17 protein-coding genes are annotated in these 19598 nt (G+C 66.0%); 3 read left to right on the forward strand and 14 right to left on the reverse strand.

Annotated features, from left to right (window positions below; all coding sequences use genetic code 11):
- Window positions 1-1140, forward strand: a 1140-nt coding sequence (locus tag AU175_RS19555; protein ID WP_066294510.1) for a catalase, incomplete at its 5' end; no start/stop codon positions are given.
- Window positions 1141-1327: 187 nt separating this feature from the next.
- Window positions 1328-1963 carry a DUF2461 domain-containing protein gene (locus AU175_RS19560; RefSeq protein ID WP_066293545.1) on the forward strand — a complete coding sequence of 212 codons (636 nt, stop codon included), beginning with the start codon at window positions 1328-1330 and terminating at the stop codon, window positions 1961-1963.
- A gap of 20 nt (window positions 1964-1983) precedes the next feature.
- Here AU175_RS19560 and AU175_RS19565 read toward each other — a convergent pair whose 3' ends face one another.
- The 8 genes from AU175_RS19565 to AU175_RS19600 form a co-directional block, all read right to left on the reverse strand.
- Window positions 1984-2592, reverse strand: a complete 609-nt coding sequence (locus AU175_RS19565) for a TetR/AcrR family transcriptional regulator (RefSeq protein ID WP_066293551.1) — start codon at window positions 2590-2592, stop codon at window positions 1984-1986.
- Window positions 2593-2691: 99 nt separating this feature from the next.
- Window positions 2692-4242 carry an amino acid permease gene (locus AU175_RS19570; RefSeq protein WP_066293552.1) on the reverse strand — a complete coding sequence of 517 codons (1551 nt, stop codon included), beginning with the start codon at window positions 4240-4242 and terminating at the stop codon, window positions 2692-2694.
- Window positions 4243-4447: 205 nt separating this feature from the next.
- Window positions 4448-4894: a DUF779 domain-containing protein gene (locus tag AU175_RS19575; protein ID WP_066293554.1), complete on the reverse strand. Its 447-nt coding sequence runs from the start codon at window positions 4892-4894 to the stop codon at window positions 4448-4450.
- Window positions 4894-5916 (reverse strand): alcohol dehydrogenase AdhP, encoded by a 1023-nt coding sequence (adhP, locus tag AU175_RS19580; RefSeq protein ID WP_197497177.1) that lies wholly within the window; start codon window positions 5914-5916, stop codon window positions 4894-4896. The genes AU175_RS19575 and adhP overlap by 1 nt, the downstream gene beginning before the upstream one ends.
- 52 nt (window positions 5917-5968) lie before the next feature.
- Window positions 5969-7492: an acetaldehyde dehydrogenase ExaC gene (gene exaC / locus AU175_RS19585; protein ID WP_066293560.1), complete on the reverse strand. Its 1524-nt coding sequence runs from the start codon at window positions 7490-7492 to the stop codon at window positions 5969-5971.
- 166 nt (window positions 7493-7658) lie between these two features.
- Entirely contained in the window at window positions 7659-9152 is a 1494-nt protein-coding gene (locus tag AU175_RS19590) for a helix-turn-helix domain-containing protein (RefSeq protein ID WP_066293564.1), read from the reverse strand.
- Window positions 9153-9324: 172 nt separating this feature from the next.
- A complete protein-coding gene (locus tag AU175_RS19595) occupies window positions 9325-10767 on the reverse strand; it encodes an FAD-dependent oxidoreductase (protein WP_066293567.1) in 1443 nt (480 codons plus the stop codon).
- 117 nt (window positions 10768-10884) lie between these two features.
- Window positions 10885-11883 carry a DNA topoisomerase IB gene (locus AU175_RS19600; RefSeq protein ID WP_066293571.1) on the reverse strand — a complete coding sequence of 333 codons (999 nt, stop codon included), beginning with the start codon at window positions 11881-11883 and terminating at the stop codon, window positions 10885-10887.
- Between the two features lie 141 nt (window positions 11884-12024).
- On the opposite strand from AU175_RS19600, the gene rarD reads away from it, so the two are divergent.
- Window positions 12025-13002 (forward strand): EamA family transporter RarD, encoded by a 978-nt coding sequence (gene rarD, locus AU175_RS19605; RefSeq protein ID WP_442855365.1) that lies wholly within the window; start codon window positions 12025-12027, stop codon window positions 13000-13002.
- Between the two features lie 29 nt (window positions 13003-13031).
- On the opposite strand, the gene AU175_RS19610 is transcribed toward rarD, so the two are convergent.
- Genes AU175_RS19610 through AU175_RS19635 form a run of 6 tightly spaced genes read right to left on the reverse strand, consistent with a single transcriptional unit; the run spans window position 13032 to window position 19229 of the window.
- Window positions 13032-13835 (reverse strand): spherulation-specific family 4 protein, encoded by an 804-nt coding sequence (locus tag AU175_RS19610; protein ID WP_197497178.1) that lies wholly within the window; start codon window positions 13833-13835, stop codon window positions 13032-13034.
- A complete protein-coding gene (locus tag AU175_RS19615; RefSeq protein ID WP_197497179.1) occupies window positions 13832-14590 on the reverse strand; it encodes a hypothetical protein in 759 nt (252 codons plus the stop codon). The genes AU175_RS19610 and AU175_RS19615 overlap by 4 nt, the downstream gene beginning before the upstream one ends.
- 41 nt (window positions 14591-14631) lie before the next feature.
- The gene (locus AU175_RS19620) at window positions 14632-15642 is read right to left on the reverse strand and encodes a hypothetical protein (RefSeq protein WP_066293578.1); all 1011 of its coding nucleotides are present in this window, start codon (window positions 15640-15642) and stop codon (window positions 14632-14634) included.
- On the reverse strand, window positions 15642-17300 hold the full coding sequence (locus tag AU175_RS19625; protein WP_156642478.1) for a hypothetical protein: 1659 nt from the start codon (window positions 17298-17300) through the stop codon (window positions 15642-15644). The genes AU175_RS19620 and AU175_RS19625 overlap by 1 nt, the downstream gene beginning before the upstream one ends.
- Complete coding sequence (pelF, locus tag AU175_RS19630) at window positions 17284-18735, reverse strand: GT4 family glycosyltransferase PelF (RefSeq protein WP_066293584.1); 1452 nt, start codon at window positions 18733-18735, stop codon at window positions 17284-17286. Before pelF ends, AU175_RS19625 begins: the two co-directional genes overlap by 17 nt.
- On the reverse strand, window positions 18732-19229 hold the full coding sequence (locus AU175_RS19635; protein WP_066293585.1) for a hypothetical protein: 498 nt from the start codon (window positions 19227-19229) through the stop codon (window positions 18732-18734). Before AU175_RS19635 ends, pelF begins: the two co-directional genes overlap by 4 nt.
- Window positions 19230-19598: the final 369 nt, after the last annotated feature.

Raw genomic sequence — 19598 nt, forward strand, 5'->3', positions numbered from 1 at the left:
ACCTCCGAGGGCAACTACGACCTCGTGGGCAACAACACCCCGGTGTTCTTCATCCGCGACGGCATCAAGTTCCCGGACTTCATCCACTCCCAGAAGCGCCTCCCGGGCACCCACCTGCGCGACGCGGACATGCAGTGGGACTTCTGGACCCTGTCCCCCGAGTCCGCGCACCAGGTCACCTGGCTCATGGGCGACCGCGGCCTGCCCGCCTCCTGGCGCGAAATGCAGGGCTACGGCTCACACACCTACCAGTGGATCAACGCCGCGGGCGAACGCTTCTGGGTCAAGTACCACTTCAAGTCCAACCAGGGCGTGAACACCATCACCGGTGACCGCGCCGAGGAACTGGCCGGCTCCGACGCGGACTTCTACATCCGCGACCTGGCCGAAAACATCGAAGCCGGCAACTTCCCCTCCTGGGACCTGCACGTCCAGGTCATGCCGTACGAGGACGCCAAGACCTACCGGTTCAACCCGTTCGACCTCACCAAGGTCTGGCCGCACGCGGACTACCCGCTGATCAAGGTCGGCACCATGGAACTGAACCGGAACCCGGAGAACTACTTCGCGCAGATCGAACAGGCAACCTTCGCGCCGTCGAACTTCGTGCCCGGCATCGCCGCGTCCCCGGACAAGATGCTGCAGGCCCGCATCTTCTCCTACGCCGACGCGCACCGCTACCGCGTGGGCACCAACCACGCCCAGATCCCGGTCAACCAGCCCAAGAACGAGGTCAACAACTACAGCCAGGACGGCGCCGGACGCTACCTGTTCAACGCCCCCACCGTCCCGGTCTACGCCCCGAACACCGTGGGCGGCCCGGCGGCAGTGGAGCCCCAGAACCCGGCCGGCGGCTGGGAGAACGACGGCGAACTGACCCTCTCCGCGCACACCCTGCACGCCGAGGACAGCGACTTCGGCCAGGCCGGCACGCTCTACCGCGAAGTCTACGACGACGCCGCCAAGGCCCGCTTCCTGGACACCATCACCGGTGCCGTGGGCGGCGTGAAGAGCCCCGGCATCAAGGAACGCGCCATCCAGTACTGGACCAACGTCGACGCCGAACTCGGCGCCAAACTCCGCGCCAACCTCGGCACCGCCCCGCTCTCCGACGCCGAAGCAGCCAACAAAATCGGCTAACCGGCACTCGGCTCTGAGCCACTGGTTGCCCTCAGGCACTGGTGGCCCTGCGCCAGGAACACCCCGCTGCGGATCATCCGCGGCGGGGTGTTCTGCGTTGCGGGCGTTTTCCCTGTCCGCCCGGCCGGTTTCCACATAGGCGGTGCCGGCTATGGCTGCCGCCGTCTGCGGTCCCTAGGATCACTGCATGACTACATTCCAGGGGATCCCCGCCGGGGCATTCGCGTTTTATGCCGAACTTGAGGACAACAACAACCGGGAGTGGTGGCTGGAGCACAAGGACAGCTACAACACCCTGGTCCGGGACCCTGTCACGGCGCTCCTGGCCGAGCTGGAACCGCGGTTCGGGCCGGGCAAGGTGTTCCGCCCCAACCGGGACATCAGGTTTTCCCAGGACAAATCTCCCTACAAGACCGCCCAGGGCGCCTTCGCAGCCACCCAGGAGGGCGTGGGCTACTACCTTCAGGTGAGCGCCGACGGGCTCCTGGTGGGCGGCGGGTACCATTCCCACTCGCCGGCCCAGCTGGTGCGGTTCCGGAAGTCCGTTGATGCCTCAGGTACCGGCGAGGCACTCCGGCAGATCGTCGACTCCGTCGCGGCCGCGGGCTTCGCGGTGGAAGGCGAAAAGCTGAAGACCGTACCCCGCGGGTTCGACAAGGCGCACCCCCGTGCCGAGTTGCTGAAACACAAATCCCTGTCCGCCGGAGTTGAGCTTGGCCAGCCGGACTGGGTGCACACCCCGGAGGCCGCCGGGAAGATCGCCGGGATGTGGGACCAACTGCGGCCGCTCGTGGAGTGGGTGGGCCGGCACGCCGCTCCCTGAGGGCCTTTGCTGCAAGGCGGTCAGGCTTCTTGGGATGCCGCGGCTGCCAGGCGGGTTTCCAGGTTATTGAAGAACACGGTGAGCATCAGCTCAAAGGCCCTGGTGGCCGCTTCCGGCTGGTTCATCACCACAAAGTCGAACTGCAGGCCGTAGAACGTAGATGTGAACAGGCGGGCGTCGGTGTCCGCGAATTCCTCCGGGATGCCCTGCACCATCAGCCAGTCCCGGGTTTTGTGGTGCAGCATGCGGAAGTGTTCCTGCGAGGTGCCGCGCGGCTCTGCGGCCACAATGTCCTGGGCAGTGGCTTCGAATTCGAGCCTGGCAAGGTGGCGGTTCCGCTGTGCCATGGTCCATTGCCATGATTCCAGCAGGTAGCTCCTCCACGCGTCCCGGTCGGTGTCGCGCACGTCCGCGCCGCGCATGCCGTCCAACCGCGACTCGATGGACCGGATGATCTCGTTGACCAGTTGCTCCCTGCTGCCGAAATGGTACACAAGGACGTAGGCGCTGATGCCCAGCCCATCCGCCAGGCTGCGGAACGTCAGTTCAGCCAGCGACTTGTCCATCAGGTAGTCCAGGATCGCGGACAGCAGCTCTGCCTTGCGTTCAGGTTTTGCGGGGCGGGCCATGAATCCATCTTAGGTAAGAAACGAATGCCGCCCCCTGATCACGCCGCCTTCTCGGCAGCACGGACCAGGGGGCGGCGGCAAACAGCACACAGCGGGTCCTCAGGCGCGGGTGTACTCATCCTCAGGCTCGGTGGACCTCGGTGCTGCATCGCCGCGTCCGTTGACAGCTTCCCTGGCCTCGGTGAAACGCTCGTTAAGGCGGGAGTGGCGCTGGCCGTAGGCGAAGTAGATGACAATGCCGATCAGCAGCCAGATCGCGAAGAAGATCCAGGTCTCCACCGCCAGGTTCGTCATCAGGTAGAGGCACAGCAGTGCGGACACCACCGGCAGGACCTTGCCGAACGGTACGCGGAAGGAGGGCTTGAGGTCAGGGCGCTTCTTTCGCAGGACGAGGATGCCAAGGCTCACCATCACGAACGCCGACAGCGTGCCGATGTTGATCATTTCTTCCAGCAGGTCCACGTTGGTGAGTCCGGCGACGAGTGCCACGGCGGCGCCGCAGAGCACCTGGAGGCGGACCGGCGTCGAACGCTTTTCACTGGTCCTGGACAGGGCCCGCGGCAGCAGTCCATCGCGGCTCATGGCCAGCACCACGCGGGACAGGCCCATCAGGAGCACCATGATCACCGTGGTCAGGCCGATCAGGGAGCCGAAGGCAATGACTTTGGCGGCAGTGGTGTCGCCGACCGCCTCGAAGGCAGTGGTCAGTGTGGGGTTCTCGGCTTCCGCCAGATCGGTGTAGGACACCATGCCGGTCAGGGCCAGGGACACGAGGATGTAGAGCAGCGTGACAACGGCGAGGCCGCCAAAGATGCCGCGCGGCAGGGTCTTCTGCGGGTTCTTCACTTCCTCCGCGGAAGTGGCCACCACGTCGAAGCCGATGAAGGCGAAGAACACCAGGGCAGCGCCGGCGAAGATACCCAGCGTGCCGTACTGGGCCGGCGCGGCACCGGTGAGGAAGCCGAAGAAGGACTGCTTGAGAACGTCGGCGGTGCCGCCGGCGGTGGGTTCTGCCGCAGGGATGAACGGGCTGTAGTTTTCGAACTTCACGTAGGTGAAACCCACCACGATCACAAACAGCACTACGCCGATCTTGATCAGCGTGAAGATGTTGCCCACGCGGGCGGAGAGCTTGGTCCCGAGCACCAGCAGGACGGTGAAGACGGCCACGATCAGGAAGGCTCCCCAGTACAGGTCGACACCGCCAATGGACATCGCAGCCGGAACGTCGGCACCCATCAGTGCGAAGACCTTGCTGAGGTAGATGCCCCAGTACTTGGCGATGACCGCGGCGGCGGTGAAGAGTTCCAGGATCAGGTTCCAGCCGATGATCCAGGCCAGCAGTTCGCCCATCGTGGCGTACGTGAAGACGTAGGCCGAACCGGCAACGGGGATGGCGGTGGCAAACTCGGCGTAGCACATGATGGCCAGCGCGCAGGTGACGGCGGCGATGGCGAAGGAGACGGTCACCGCCGGTCCGGAGAAGTTGGCGGCGGCCTTGGCTCCGACGGAAAAGATGCCGGCGCCGACGGCGACCGCGACACCCATAATCATCAGGTCCCAGGTGCTGAGGGACCGTTTGAGCTTGCGCCCGGGTTCATCGGCGTCGGCCATTGACTGCTCGATGGTTTTTGTCCGGAGGAGGTTCATTAGGAGATCCACAATCCTGCTAGGGGTTGAAACAGACTTATCAACCGTAGTGTCCACCCATTGGACGGTGACAACCGTCCCGCATCATGAGACAAGCTCTGAGGGCAGGGCGCGAACGAACACTTGAGGCCCTCCTCACGAAGGGCCTCAAGTGTTCGTTCGCGCCCTTGAGTCGGGCTGTCCAGGTTGTGCGGGACCCGGCTGCCTAAGCCGGCCAGTCCATCAGGGTGGACCGGATCAGGAAGCGTTTCCCCTCCGGCGATTCCACCGAGAAGCCGCTGCCCCTGCCCTGCACCACATCCACCGTCAGGTGCGTGTGGCTCCAGTAGCTGAACTGTTCACGGGACATCCAGAACTCCAGCGGCTGCCCGTGTCCTGGGGCACCGGGCGGATCGGACGTGACGCCGCCCCCGGTCCCTGCACCGGACAGGTCGAACAGGCCCAACAGCACATCCGAATCGCCGGTGATGAACTCCCCGGAGGGATAGCACATGGGCGAGGAACCGTCACAGCAGCCGCCGGACTGGTGGAACATCAGCGGCCCGTGCTGGAGCCACAGTTTCCGCAGCAGTTCCACGGCCCCGGCGGTGAGCGCCACCCGGGAGAAGTCCTCCCCGGGCAGCGTCACTGCGGCGTCGAGCCTGTCCAGCATCAGAACCTCAGCACCACGCGGCCGTCGATCTTGGCATGCTTCATTTCGTCAAGGACGGCGTTGACTTCCCCAAGCTCCCGCACGGAAACGGTGGGGTGGATCTTGCCCTGGGCATAGAAGTCCAGCGCCTCTTCCAGGTCCTGCCGGGTTCCGACGATCGAACCGCGGACGGTCAGGCCCTTGAGCACAATCTCGAAGATGGGCGCCGGAAAGTCGCCCGGCGGCAGCCCGTTGAACACAATGGTCCCGCCCCGGCGGGCCATGCCGATCGCCTGTCCAAAGGCTGACGGGTGCACTGCGGTGACGAGGACTCCATGGCAACCTCCGGTTTCACGCTGGATGACTTCTGCTGGATCTTCGTGCAAGGCGTTGACAGTCAGTTCGGCGCCATGGGCCTTCGCCAGGGCGAGTTTGTCGTCCGCGATGTCCACGGCCGCCACCCGCAGGCCCATGGCAACCGCGTACTGGACGGCGATGTGCCCCAGGCCGCCGATGCCGGAGACCGTAACCCACTGTCCCGGCTTGGCCTCGGTCATTTTCAGGCCCTTGTAGACCGTGACGCCGGCGCAAAGCACAGGTGCCACCTCAACGGGGTCCGAGCCGGCCGGGATCCTGGCGGCAAAGCGGCTGTCCACCAGCATGTACTCGCCGAACGAGCCGTCCACGCTGTAGCCGGCGTTCTTCTGCACCTCGCAAAGGGTCTCCCAGCCGGTGCGGCAGTACTGGCAGTCGCCACAGGCGGACCAGAGCCAGGCGTTCCCTACAACGTCACCGACGGCGAGATCCGTGACGCCCTCGCCGAGTGCCACCACTTCACCCACGCCTTCGTGGCCGGGAACAAACGGCGGCGACGGCTTGACCGGCCAGTCTCCCGCCGCGGCATGGAGGTCGGTGTGGCAGACGCCGGTGGTAAGCACCCTGACCAGGGCTTGCCCCGGCCCCGGGGTGGGGACGGCGATGTCCTTGAGCTGGAGGTCCTTGCCGAATTCGGTTACTACTGCTGCTTGCATTGTCGTCGTCATTGGCGAAATCCTTGCGTTGTTGTAGCGGTGGTAAGGGGAACGCAGTCCGGGCCTAGAAGAAGCCCAGCTTGTTTTCGTTGTAGCTGACCAGGAGGTTCTTGGTCTGCTGGTAGTGGTCCAGCATCATGGAGTGGTTTTCACGCCCGATGCCTGAGGACTTGTAGCCGCCGAACGCGGCGCCAGCCGGGTAGGCATGGTAGTTGTTGACCCAGACACGGCCTGCCTGGATTTCACGGCCGGCACGGTACGCAACGTTGCCGTTGCGGGACCAGACGCCGGCGCCCAGGCCGTAGAGGGTGTCGTTGGCAATGCCCATGGCATCGTTGTAGTCGCTGAACCTTGCCACCGAGACCACCGGGCCGAAGATCTCCTCCTGGAAGATCCGCATCTTGTTGTGGCCCTCGAAGACGGTGGGCTGGACGTAGTAGCCGCCGGCCAGGTCTCCGTCCAACTGCGCACGGGCACCGCCGGTGAGCACCTTGGCGCCTTCCTGCTTTCCGATGTCGATGTAGGAGAGGATCTTCTCGAGCTGGTCGTTGGATGCCTGGGCGCCCACCTGGGTTTCGGTGTCCAGCGGGTTGCCCTGGACCATCTTCTCCACCCGGGCCACCGCGTCAGCCATGAAGGACTCGTAGATGTCCTCCTGGACCAAGGCGCGGGACGGGCAGGTGCAGACCTCGCCCTGGTTGAAGGCGAACAGCGCGAAGCCTTCCTGGGCCTTGTCATAGAACGCGTCGTTGGCTTCGGCGACGTCGTTGAAGAAGATGTTGGGGCTCTTGCCGCCCAGTTCCAGGGTGACCGGGATCAGGTTCTGGCTGGCGTACTGGCTGATCAGCCGGCCCGTGGTGGTTTCGCCGGTGAAGGCGATCTTGCGGATCCGGGGGCTGGAGGCGAGGGGTTTGCCGGCCTCGACGCCGAACCCGTTGACGATGTTGAGGACGCCGGCCGGGAGGAGGTCGCCGATGAGTTCGATCAGGACCAGGATGGACGACGGCGTCTGCTCGGCTGGCTTGAGGACCACGGCGTTGCCGGCGGCGAGCGCCGGTGCCAGCTTCCAGACAGCCATCAGGATGGGGAAGTTCCAGGGAATGATCTGGCCGACGACGCCGAGGGGCTCGTGATAGTGGTAGGCGGTGGTGTCGTCGTCGAGCTGGGACAGCCGGCCCTCCTGGGCCCGAACGGCCGAGGCGAAGTAGCGGAAGTGGTCCGCGGCGAGCGGGATGTCCGCGTTCAGGGTTTCGCGGATGGGCTTGCCGTTGTCCCACGACTCGGCGACGGCCAGCATTTCGAGGTTTTCGTCGATCCGGTCGGCGATCCTGTTCAGGATCGCGGCGCGCTCGGCCACGGAAGTCTTGCCCCAGGACGGTGCGATCTTGTGCGCGGCGTCCAGGGCCAGCTCAATGTCCTCCGCCGTGCCCCGTGCAACCTCGCAGAAGACCTGGCCGGTGACCGGAGTGATGTTTTCAAAGTACTGGCCCTTGACGGGGGCTACCCACTCGCCGCCGATCCAGTTCTCGTAGCGGTCCTTGAACGTGACCTTCGAACCGTCCGTACCGGGCTGTGCGTAAACAGTCATTGCTAGCTCCTTTGCTGTGCAGGTGGCGGGCCGTGATGCTGGCGTCCGCCGTTGGTGTCAGCGTAGGAGCGTGAAGGTTGCAGTCAGGTTGCGCAGCCGTGAGCCAGCTCACAAGAGAAGCGGTCTGGGCCCACGCCTGCCGGGTTCCCTGGCCGAGCTTGCGAGGTTAGGGGGCAGGTGGGGAGGCGCTGAGTTCGGCTTCCAGCCGCTCAAGGTCCGCGACGACGGCGGCGCGCTTGGGCGAGCGCGCCGGCAGCAGCTTGAGCGCGGCAGTCCGGACGTCGACGTCGTCCCTCGCCTCGGGAAGCGCGGCGTACTTGAGCAGGGTCTCGGCGCTGCCGTCGGTGAGCACCGCTTCGCGCATGAGCGAAGAGACCCGGTCGCGGAGGTCGATGATGCCCGGTGCCTCGGACCGCGGCAGCACGGCACCCCGGTAAATTTCCAGCGCGATGCGGTGGGCGCCGCGCTGCAGGCAGCTGAGCACCTGGCCGGTGTCCGGCACCAGGTCCATGCTGAGCTTGTACGGCCGGGATTCCGGAACTGCGGCCGGGCTGAGCTGCTGGAGGATCTTGCGCAGCCGGACCATTTCGGCGCGGAGGGTCATGGTGGAACCGTCGCCCGGGTAGAGCAGGACGCATATTTCCTCGGCGCTCAGCCCATCGGGGTGGGTGCTGAGCAGGGCCAGGATTTCGCTGTGCCGGGCGGACAGCGCCACGGTCTTGCCTTCGATGCTGAGCAAGGCCTGGTCGCGGCCCAGGAGCTGCAGGCTGTTGCGGTACAGGCTGCCTTCCTTGGCGCCGCCGCTGCCCTCTCCCCCGGCCGAACCTGCCCTTGCCTGGCCGGACCCTGACGCCGAACTGTTGTGCCGCCGTCGGGCCGGCCGGCTGGCAAGGGTTGCCGCCAGCTGGAGCCGCTCAACGCGCAGCTGCGCCTGCGCGGCAGCCACGGTGGCCTCGACGAGGGACAGCGTGTGGGGTGCCACCGCAGTGGCCTTGCCCGTGATGTCCACAACGCCCAGCAGCGCGCCGGAATCCGGATCGTGGAACGGCACGGCGGTACAGCTCCAGGGGTGCACCGACCGCTGGTAGTGCTCCGCCCCGGAAATCTGGATGCCGCGGCCCAGGGCCAGGGCAGTTCCCGGAGCGCTGGTGCCCACCGTCGCCTCGGACCAGTCCGCACCGGGCACGAACATCATGCCTTCCGCGCGCCGCTGCAGGACAGGATCACCTTCGACCCAGAGCAGCCTGCCCACCTCGTCCCCCACGGCCACCAGCAGGCCGCTGTCATGGCTGGGCTGGACCAGGAGCTTGTGGATCACGGGCATGATGCTCGCCAGGGGATGCTGCCTGCGGTATTCCTCCAGCTCGTCCGTGTCCAGGGCGAGCGGCGCTTCAGGGTTGTCCGGGTTGGCCAGCAGTTGCGCAGACCGCTGCCAGGACTCACGGATCAGTTTGCGCAGGCCGGGGATTTCCTCTGCGCCGGGAAAGTCGGTGCCCGGAAAACCTGCATGGGGAGGGTCCGTGCCCGGCGGGCCACTGAGGGTGCTGTCGCTGGCGAGGCGAGTCACGCCGTCGAGCCTTTCATGGCCCGCCAGGGCACTGCGCTGGATCAGCCCCTCGGGGTCGTTGCCGGGAGCCGCCGGGTGGATCAGGTTCCTCATCGAACTCCCACTTAAGCTTGGCCTGCAGGCGCGGCGCAACGCCGACAGCCTGGGTGGGGCCAAGTCTAGCCCGGCTCCCCACACCCGCCTAGGGCAGGAGTTTTTGTCCAGATATGGCGGGTTCCGGGCAGCGGAGGTCGCCATAAGTGGACAAAAACTCCAAGAGGAGGGCTCAGCCGCGGGAGATGCTGATCATTTCCTCACGGGGAACCACCTTGATGCGTTCCCGAACGATGCCATCGGTCGCCTCCGAGGCAGTCCAGGCCGCGCCAAGGGCCGCCTCGTGGGCGTCGAGCTTATTCCAGCCCTCCCACGTGGTGTACTCGATGCCGCGCTCTTCCAGGAGCCTGATGATCGCCTGCGGATCCGGATTCTGGGCCGGGGGCAGGGTGAGGCGGTCCTCCAGCAGGAATCCGATGGTCTCCAGCGCATCGCCCTTGGTGTGGCCGATCAGGCCGACGGGACCCCGCTTGATCCAGCCGGTGGTGTAGATGCCGGGGACGGGGTTGCCGTCGGCGTCCAGCACACGGCCGCCTTCGTTGGGGACCACGCCGCGCTTGGCGTCGTATTCAAGCTCGTCCAGGGCAGAGCCGTGGTAGCCGATGGCGCGGTACACGGCCTGCACGGGGTAGTCCACCATCTCGCCGGTACCCTTGACGTTGCCGGTGCCGTCCAGCTGCATCCGCTCAAACTTGATGCCTGCCACCTTCCCGGCCCCGCCGTTGTCGGCGTCCTCATAGATCTCCACCGGGCTGTGCAGGAAGTGCAGGTGCAGGCGGCGGGAGGAGGGCTGCTCCGCTTCGGCGTGCTCCTCGACGAGCCAGTTGGTGAGCGTGTTCACCATGGTCTTGATCTGGTTGTTGCTGCGGATCGCTTCGTCGGACGCTTCGTCGAATTCGAAGTCCTCGGGGTACAGGACGATGTCCACGTCCTTCATGTGGCTCAGTTCGCGCAGCTCCAGCGGGGTGAACTTGACCTGGGCGGGGCCGCGGCGGCCGAAGACATGGACGTCGGTGACCGGTGAGTTTTTCAGGCCCTGGTAGACGTTGTCCGGGATTTCGGTGGTGAGCAGTTCATCGGCGTGCTTGACCAGCATCCGGGCCACGTCCAGCGCCACGTTGCCGTTGCCGATCACTGCGATCTCCTTGGCGTCCAGCGGCCATTCGCGGGGAACGTCCGGGTGTCCGTCGTACCAGGAGACGAAGTCCGCGCCGCCGAACGAGCCGTCCAGGTCGATGCCGGGGATGTCCAGGTCCGCGTCCTTGATGGCGCCGGTGGAAAAGATCACGGCATCGTAGAAGGCGCGGAAGTCATGCAGCGTGAGGTCCCGGCCATAGGTGACGTTGCCCAGGAAGCGGATGTCGCCGCGGTCCAGGACCTTGTGCAGGGCGTTCACGATGCCCTTGATGCGGGGATGGTCCGGGGCCACGCCGTAACGGATGAGGCCATACGGCGCCGGGTAGGCCTCGAACAGGTCGATGCTGACCTCGAAGTCGCCGCCCTTGACCTCGTTGGACTTGGTGAGGATGTCCGCGGCGTAAACCCCTGCCGGCCCGGCGCCGATAATGGCGACGCGGAGGGGACGTTTGGAGCTGGTTTCGCCTGGGTTGGACACCGGGAGCCCTTCTGGAACGAGGAAAATGCGAGTTGGTAGCTCACAATGCAGTCAGTTAGCGCAATTCCCCATTCTAAATGTCAGCGGCGCGTGACGGGGCAACCCGTGACGCAGGCCTCAGCCGCTTTTAGGCAGCGGAACAACATCCCCTTCGCGGTACAGCAGCGCCCGCAGCTCGGCCTCGGCCGAGGCCACCCGCCTGGGGTCGATGGTCTCCCCGGCTGCGAAGTGGTCCAGCAGCCGCGGATCCACGTAGCTTTTGCGCGCGATCGACGGCGTGTTCCCCAGTACCGCGGCGGCCTCCATCATGGCTACGCTGACAGCCCGCTTCCGGGCAGCCACCGTTTTCTGCGGGCCGCTTCGGGCCAGGCTGACCGCGGCGGCGACAGTGCCGCGCAGCGTGCGGAAGTCCTTGGCCGTGAAGTCCGAGCCCGTGCGTTCCTTGACATAGCCGTTGATGTCCGCACTGGTGACCGGATGCCAGGCGCGGCCATTCTTGAAGGCGAGCAGCCGCGCGTTGCCGCCCCGCCGCTTGAGCGTCCGCACCAGGGCGGCAAGGTCGGCGTCGTAGATTTCCGATTCCCAGTCCTTGCCGCTCTTGGCCGGAAACCTCAGCTCCAGGCAGTCCTTCCGGACGCGGACGTGGGCGCACAGGAGCGTGGCCAGGCCGTGGCTGCCGTTCTCATTGGTGTACCGCTCCGAGCCCACCCGCAGGGATCCGCTGTCCAGCATCCGGAAGGCCGCCGCCAGGACGCGCTCCCGGCTGTGGCCCTCGCTTCGCAGGTCCAGGGTGACCAGGCGCCGGGCGGTCGGCAGGGACTCAGCCAACTGCAGGGCACGGTCGAACTTCAAGCGGTCCTTCCGCTCCCGCCATTCGGGGTGGTAGATGTACTGCCGCCGGCCCACGGCGTCGAGGCCCGTTGCCTGGATGTGCCCGTTGTCGAACGGTGCGATCCATACGTCCGTCCAGGCCGGCGGGATGCCGATGCCCTCAAGCCTGTCCCGGACCGGCCCCGGGGGCAGTGTGGATCCGTCCAGGTCCCGGTAGCTGAAGCCCTTCCCGGCGGCCACCCGGCGGTAGCCGCGGCCGGAGGCGTTGCTGCGGCGGAGCCTCATGCCGCTGCCTCCTGCCGGTTCATCCTTGTCATAAAAGCAAGCATACTGATTAGTTGCTGGAATACCTGTCCACCGACTGGTGTTATTGGTTAGGTGCCTACTCCCGACGGATCCGCGTCCTCCTCCGCAGCCAGCGCCCCGGTGGCTTCGGCCCGGCAAACGTCGTCCAAGCCGGGCGTGCCGGCTCCAGGGCTCAAGGCGGTGGATAAGGAGACGACGGCGGGAATCGCCTTCGGGATCGGGGCTTACGGCCTGTGGGGGCTGCTCCCCGTCTATTTCTTTGTCCTGCAGCCAGCCGGAGCGGTGGAAATCGTGGCCAACCGGGTGGTCTGGTCGCTGATTTTCTGTGCCCTCCTCATCACGGCCACCCGCTCGTGGCGGGCCCTCGTCGGGGCCTTCCGCGACCGCTCGGTGTTCGCCACGCTGGCCATCGCTGCCGTCCTGATCGCGGTGAACTGGCTGACTTACACGTACGGCGTGACCACCGGCCAGGCAGTCGAAGCTTCGCTGGGCTACTTCATCAACCCGCTGGTATCAGTGCTGCTCGGCGTGTTCGTGCTGAAGGAGAAGCTGCGTCCGCTGCAGTGGACCGCCGTCGGAATCGGGTTTGTTGCTGTAGGCGTGCTGACGCTGTCCTACGGGAAACTTCCGTGGATTGCCCTGACGCTCGCAGTGAGTTTCGGCCTCTACGGCTTCGTGAAGAAGCGCGTGGGCCCCAGGGTCGACGCCGTGACCAGCCTCAGCGTTGAAACGATGATCCTGGCGCCGCTGGCTGCCGCCACCATGGTGTGGCTGGGCGTGAGCGGCGCGGCCACTCTGACCACTGAGGGTCCCGGGCACTTCTGGCTCTTGCTGGCCTCCGGTGTCATCACTGCGGTGCCACTGCTGTTCTTCGGGGCCTCAGCACGGCGGCTCCCGATGACCACCATCGGGCTCCTGCAGTACTTCGCGCCGGTTCTGCAATTTATTGTGGCGCTCGTGGTGTTCCGGGAAGCCATGACCCTGGACCGCTGGCTCGGCTTCGGCGTGGTATGGCTGGCGCTGCTGGTGCTCACCGTGGACATGCTCCGCGCCGCACGCAAGAACTCCGTTGCGAAGAGGCGCACGCTCACTTCATAAAAAACGCTGGATGGTGGGGGCTGGGCCCGCTACTCTCCGACGGCGTCCACCTTGTCCGACCAGTACGACGGCAGGCTGTCGTACGGATTCGGTTCCACGTCGTCGGTCACGTAGATCTCGGTCGCCCCGTGTTGCCGGGCGCGCTCCATTACCTCCTCGAGCCGGTCCTGCGGAACATCACTGATGATGTGCCACACATCGGCGCGCGTCTCCGTGCGGAGCCACTCGGGGGGCTCCCGGGAGTTGAAGTAGGCGTCCGCCGGATCCTCGAACGTCACAATGGCATCGGCGAACTCAAAGTAGCCGCGGTCGGGGACTATCCCCGGGTTGAGTACCGCGATTCCCCCGGAATCGTGGACCATGGCGGCGTAGTCCTCGTAGGTGCCGACCTCCTCGGGAACAGCTGCCGCCTCGTCCAGGAAGATGTTGTTAACGCCATACCACTCCCGCCAGCGGTCGATCTCCTGCGTGACCGCCGCCTGGTCCCGATCGCCCCACCCGGTCTTGACGTAGCCCAGCACCCGGACGCCTGCATCGTGCAGGGTCCCGATCAACTGGATGTGCCGTTCGGATACTGCTGCCCCGGGTCCGCTGTTGGGGTTAACGATGACGTCGCGGACCTGTGGCGCAGCCTCAATCACGGACTGCCAATAGTCCGAGCCCGTCGGGTAAACGTAGCCGGGGACGGCGATGTACAGCTCCCCCTCCCCTGCTGGCGGGAACGTGGGAGGTGGAGCCGGGTCGCCCACCCCGCATCCGGCTAACAGGCAGAGCAGGGCGAACGCCGAAACGGCAGCAGCAAGGCGTTTGCGACGGAACGCAGCGCGTGTCACCGTCCGTCCGCAAGGACTGCCGGGGGCCTGATCAGGACGTTGTCCGTGCAGCAGTAGACGGGGTCGGTGAGGTGGAAGGCATCGATATGGTACCCCTGCAGCACGGCCAACACCTGTGCCGTCAGGACGTCGGCGTACTGCAGGTCCCGGCTCGTGGCTGTCTCGTAGAGGGTGATCCCCAGACTCGCTTTGTACCTCGCCATCTTCGCCAGCTTCGGCTTGTACGTGGCCGGCGCCAGGAACAGGCCGTCGGACAGCACGTCATTCTCCCCCAGGTAGCCGTCCCCCGGGCCCATGGTTGCGGAGCGGGCCAGGACGTCGTCGGGACTCCATGCGTTCGCCAGTACGCTCAGCCCCAGCGAGTGCGCGTACCGCACCACGGCGTCGAACCGGGCCCGGGTCACCCCGTAATCAGCACCGGCGCAGTCGAGAAGCACTCCACGGGCGCCGAGCCTGCGCCACGCGTCGAGGCGTTCGCGCAGCTCGGCCAGGGAATGGTTCGGCTCCCCGTCGCCCACGCCAACGCTGACGTACCCGTACGGAACTCCCCCGCGGGCAGCGACCCCCGCCATGATCGGGGCAGCCAGGGGATCGCCTTCCGGCGTCGCGGTGTCGTCACCGAACACCACTACGCCGTAGCCGTCGAATGCGGCGACGGCCCGGGCCACCTTGCCGCGGGCGCCGTTCACGTAGCTCGGCCACCCGTAGTAGATGGCAAAGGGCCGGATCGTCCTGGCCTGCTCGGACGTAGCCACGGCCCCGGAGCCAGCTTTACGGGCGCCGAACTTCCAGGCCATCATTTCGAGACCAACTGAAGCTCATCGCCGCCTGCGTAATCGAAGGCCCCCAGACGGACGGGCTCGCGGCCCGGTTCGGTGATCTCCAGCGTTCCCCGGCCCTTGGCGGCGTAGGGCGGCAGTTCCAAGGCGGCCAGGCCGCCGGTGCTGGCCGCTGTCTCGCCCACCACACCACCGGCGTCGTCGACGAGCCTCACGCCGGCGCCGTCGGGCACGCCGGTCAGCAGCAAGTGGTCGTCCTCCACCACCCAGAAGTCCTGGAATGAAGAAGCGTAGGGCGTCTGTACGGCCTGTACCTCAAGGTACGGCTGGAATGGGGCCTCCATCTCCAAGGAGAGCTCGTCCGAGTGGAACACCTGCTCGTTGCCGAACCAGACCGTCAGGGTGCGCCGGCCGTCCGTGCGGAGGGTGACGTCGCGGGTGTCCGGCTCGTCGATTGAAGGCGTGGTGCCCCAGTAGTAGACGAACTCGGCGTTCCTCACGTGCCCGTGCATGTACCCCACCCTCCATGAGGTCATCCCGGCTGTGCTGTCGGCAGAGATCACGATGAAGTTGATAAGGCCTGTGACCTTGGTGTTGGCCGTCTGGACGGCGAACACCGCTTGGCCGACCTCCGTGGGCGACTGAACCTGTCCGGGTTGTTTCGACATCCGCACATGGAAGATGCTGGTCTCCGGATACGCGTCGTGGGTGACAGCGAAATAGCCTTTGTGGGTCGTGGCCTCCGGCGGCGGGTCCACCCCCACCTCGAGGCCGTCGTCCGTGGCGCGCACGAACGCGCGGGCGGGGTCGGTGTCCCCGTTGAACTCGTAGGTGTCCTGCACATCCCGGGCCGGGACGGCCTTGTTGAAGGGATCGTGGATGAGGATGCCTTCGGTGGTCCGCAGCAGCTGCCACTGACCGGAGGAAGCGATTGGTTCAGGGGCCTCCCCGGTCCGCGCGACGGCGATTCCGGCGCCGGTGAGCGCAAGGGCGGCGACGGCGGCAAGGATGGTCTTGGAAATTTTCATCAGAACGCCCTGAAGTAGCTGAGGTCGAATCGACGGAACATGCGGTAAGCGGCCACCGTTGTCGTAACGGCGAACACTGCGGACCCGGTCACCAGCCCCGTGATGGAACCAAACAGGGGTTCAAACTCATAGGAAAGGAAGAGCCCTACCATCAGCGACACCCCGGCTGCGATCCATACAAGGGCCGCAGGCGTTTGCGCCCGGCCCAGGCTGAACAACTGCCCGGTGTTGAAGGCTCCAATGCCCAGCAGCAGGTAGCCGGCCAAGGCCGCGGTGTACACGTCTCTGGCCAGCTGGAGGTGCACGGTGAGCAGGCTCGCCGTGGCGAGCCAATCTGTGGCAGCCAACAGCAGAGCCCCACTCACCAGCCCGACGAGCAAAGTGATCACCAGGTGCCGGCGGTAGAAGGCGAGCAGCACCCGGTTGATTCCCGCGCTGCCTGAGACCCGGTACCGTCTCATCTCGCGCCGCACGGTCGCGGGCAGCAGATACCCGGCTGCGATCGCGTAGGTGAGTGTCGGAATAAGGACGAGCAGCCCGGTCCCGACACCGACCTGGTACAGCCCGTTGTAGTTGAATACCCCCATCCATAAGCCTCCTGCGATCAACTGGTCGACCACGAGGAGGACAAAGAATCCGGTCCCGTAGGCCCAGTAGGCACGCACCGAGCGCGCCACCGGGCCGAGGCGTGGTGCAAGGACGTGACGGTTGTCCGTTGACGTGTCTTCCACCCCCACCGGTGGTGCGGCCAGCCGCCGCAGGACACGGACGTCGAACAGCAAGGCCACGACCACAGCCGTCCACAGGGCGGAGAACTGCACCCATTGGGCCGTGTAGAGGTTGATGTAGTTCCCCACTGTGATCGACAACCCACCGACCACGGCAACCAGCCCGCCGGCGCAGGCGGAGATCACAATCTCACGCAGCGCCCGGGCGAGGTAAAGCGGTGAAAAGGCCAGCAGCAAGATTCCGATGGACATCCCGAAGAACAGGAATGACCGGTTCGCGGCGGGTGTGTACGCCTGGAGGACGTACTCCAGCATCAGGTAGCCGCCACCAATGACAACCAGTAGCGCCGCCAGGCCGGCACCCAACGTCCAACGCAGCGCCCAGCGCAGCAGGGGTTCGTTGTGCTGCAGGGAATAGAACAGCCCCCGCCGCGCGAATGCCTGCATAAACCCGCCGGTGACGATCAGCGAGGCGAACAACGCCAGGCTGACGGTGGTGGAGAACATCTGCGGGGTGGTCGTGGACCAGAAGGACACCCGGGCAATGACCAGTGCGAGGACTGCGACAATCCACGGCGCAGAGTAGAGCAGCGATTTTGCGAGCAGTCCCAGGCTCATCCGGTCAGGTCCGGGCGATGGCTCCGGGGCGTGGTCGATGGTGCCCACCGGAGGTTCGTCCACGGGCCCGCCGAAGAGGGGCAGGAGCGCCGTCACCTTCTCGGCGAGCTCGAAGACATCCCGGCAGCCCAGCTCACGCGCCCGCTGGTCGCTGTAGCCCAGGGTCGCGAGGATCACTGCCACTTCGAAGGCGTCCTGGGCCTGGCGGGTGCGGCCCGCGACGGACCGCGCCTCAGCGTGCAGGTCCGGGCCCATCTCGTCCAGATCCATGGTGAAGTCGGCGAGGACGGAAGCCTCAGGCAACGTAGTCACTGACAACTCCTAGGTAGAGGGCGCGGTACGCCTCGAGGAAGCGGTCCTGGGAGAACAGCCGGACGGCGCGCTCCCGGAACTCCTCGCCGATCGCCGCGCGTTCTGCGGGGGTCTGCCGGAAGAGCGAGACGAGTGCATCCGCCAGCGCCCTCGGATTCTGCGGCTCGACGAGCAACTCGGGGCGGTTCAACGCCTCAGGGACGCCGCCGACTGCGGTGGCGACCACCGGACGACCAGTGCACATCGCCTCCACTACGGTGTAGGGAAAGCCCTCGGACACCGAGCAGAGCACCACGACGTCCGACTCCTGGTAGGCCCGGGCCGGGTCTTGCGTCGGTCCCTCGAACACGACGTTATCCTCGAGCTGCATGCCTGCCACGGCCAACCTGCAACGCTCGGCGTAGCGGCGGTCATCGTCAGGACCGTGGATGCGCAGGAGTACGTCGGGAATCTCGCGGCGGACCATGTTGAGGGCGGTGATGAGCCCCAGCACGTCCTTGAGCGGCTCGATTCGTCCGACGTAGGCAATGGTCGGCCTGTTCAACTCAACCACCCGCGGCGCGAACTCGTCCGGGTTGACGCCGTTGTACACCACCCGCAGGCGGCCGGGATCGGCACCCAGCTGGTACTCCCATCTGGTGTTGTACTCACAGACCGGCAGGACGATGTCGGCATGCGCGTAAGCGCAACGGGCTATGGCTCGGTAGAGATTGCCAAGCAGCACCTTTCGCAGGAGCGGTGTGTCGTCCCGGACCAGGTGAAGAACACGTTCGCGCACGTAGACCCCATGCTCGGTCAGGAGCAGCGGGACGCCGTGGTGCAGTTTGGCGGCCAGCGCCGGCAGCGCGCAGAGTGCGGCACCCGACGAATGCGCTACGTCGACGTCAGGAAGCGGAACGGCCAGGGGCGTCAGGTAGCGGTACAAGGAACGTGCGAAGTCGATTGCGTCCGCCATCGAGATCTGGCCGAGAAGCGGGTGCTCACTAAGCCGGGCACGCACCAGCTGCCAACATCTCGGGTCACGCAACGCCGCATGCAGATCGTTGTTCTCGCAGTACTCGGCGATGTCGGCGATGGCGGCACCGAGCTCCCGCGGCTCGCGGGGTTCCAGCAGGTTTCCGACCAACTCTTCATAGGCCGGCAGCAGCAGGTCCGCGAGCGCCCGCTCCCGTGACCGGCCGCGGAGCACACGCCGTCGTCGGATGCGCGTTGACGGGTGGATGTACTCATCCACCTTCTCTGTCCCCCACAAGGGGATGGGCACTACCCGCGTGTTGGCTGGGATCTTGAAGGCGGGAGCCACTTCGGGGTTGCCGATGACCGCAGCCACCACGAACTCGTGCTCGGGCAAGCCATTGACCAGCTCATGCGCCCAGGTTGACACGCCTCCCTGGAAGTACGGGTAGGTCCCCTCGGTCGTCAGCAGGATCCTCATGACGCCGTCTGGGGGATCTCGACTTTAGGGCGGGACTGGTCCACGACGCGCCGCGCTGCCTCGATACACAGCGCCGCCTGGTCCAGCTCCTGGAGCTGGAGGAAACATTTGGCAGCGGAGATCCATGCTTGGTGCGCTGCACCAGGACTGAGTTCGTTGCGCTCCGCTGCATGCGTGTAGGACGCTGCGGCGTTGTACAGCAACTCCTCGCCCTGCTCCGCCAGCCCCTGCAGCCGGGCCTGCTCGGCCGCGGTGCGGAAGGCAATGGCCGCACGGCCGTGGCTGCCCTGCGCGGTCCGCGCCTCCGCCTCACGGACGAAGCAGGCCATGGCCTTCTCGTGGATCCCCGAACGGGCGGCCGCACGGCCCTCTTCCCACATGTCGGCTTCCGGGCTGGTCACGGGAACGCTCTGCTCAGGGACCAAGTCCGGAAGGGGGACAGGGTTGTCGCCATTGCCGAACGGGCGGCGACCGGGGTGGCGGGGTTTATCCACGGACGTCGTCCTGGCAGCAGCGGCGTGAGCCGTCCGACCTTGGGTTCCCGTCGATACCTGAGTCATGTGATTTCCCCTGTCTTGAGCAAGATATCTTCATTGGCTTTGGGGGCGTCGCTTCCGCTCCAGGGGCACAGCCAGGTCGGCCGCAAAGCACCTGTTTGGGTTGACGTTCCGCTCAACACACCGCAGCGGACCGCAGCGCCTTTGCCGGGTCGCAAGCAAACAATGAGTGATACGGGAGGGCCGCTTGTGGCGGCCGCTGGCCGTAAGGCATCCGGCGTGCACTGGGATGACAACTGTCCAGTCCACCGCGCCACGCCGCCGCCGCTTCAACCCGCGCCCTGGGAAATGCTCGTTGCCCACCGC

It is taken from the genome of Arthrobacter sp. B6, from assembly GCF_001663775.1.
GTDB lineage: Bacteria > Actinomycetota > Actinomycetes > Actinomycetales > Micrococcaceae > Arthrobacter.

Coding starts and splice junctions, on each gene's coding strand:
- AU175_RS19600 (WP_066293571.1), bottom strand. CDS start 11,883: ATGAGGCTCCGCCGCAGCAACGCCTCCGGCCGCGGCTACCGCCGGGTG.
- AU175_RS19565 (WP_066293551.1), bottom strand. CDS start 2,592: ATGGCCCGCCCCGCAAAACCTGAACGCAAGGCAGAGCTGCTGTCCGCG.
- AU175_RS19570 (WP_066293552.1), bottom strand. CDS start 4,242: ATGAACCTCCTCCGGACAAAAACCATCGAGCAGTCAATGGCCGACGCC.
- exaC (WP_066293560.1), bottom strand. CDS start 7,492: ATGACTGTTTACGCACAGCCCGGTACGGACGGTTCGAAGGTCACGTTC.
- AU175_RS19575 (WP_066293554.1), bottom strand. CDS start 4,894: ATGCTGGACAGGCTCGACGCCGCAGTGACGCTGCCCGGGGAGGACTTC.
- AU175_RS19590 (WP_066293564.1), bottom strand. CDS start 9,152: ATGAGGAACCTGATCCACCCGGCGGCTCCCGGCAACGACCCCGAGGGG.
- AU175_RS19620 (WP_066293578.1), bottom strand. CDS start 15,642: ATGAAAATTTCCAAGACCATCCTTGCCGCCGTCGCCGCCCTTGCGCTC.
- pelF (WP_066293584.1), bottom strand. CDS start 18,735: ATGAGGATCCTGCTGACGACCGAGGGGACCTACCCGTACTTCCAGGGA.
- adhP (WP_197497177.1), bottom strand. CDS start 5,916: ATGACGACGACAATGCAAGCAGCAGTAGTAACCGAATTCGGCAAGGAC.
- AU175_RS19560 (WP_066293545.1), top strand. CDS start 1,328: ATGACTACATTCCAGGGGATCCCCGCCGGGGCATTCGCGTTTTATGCC.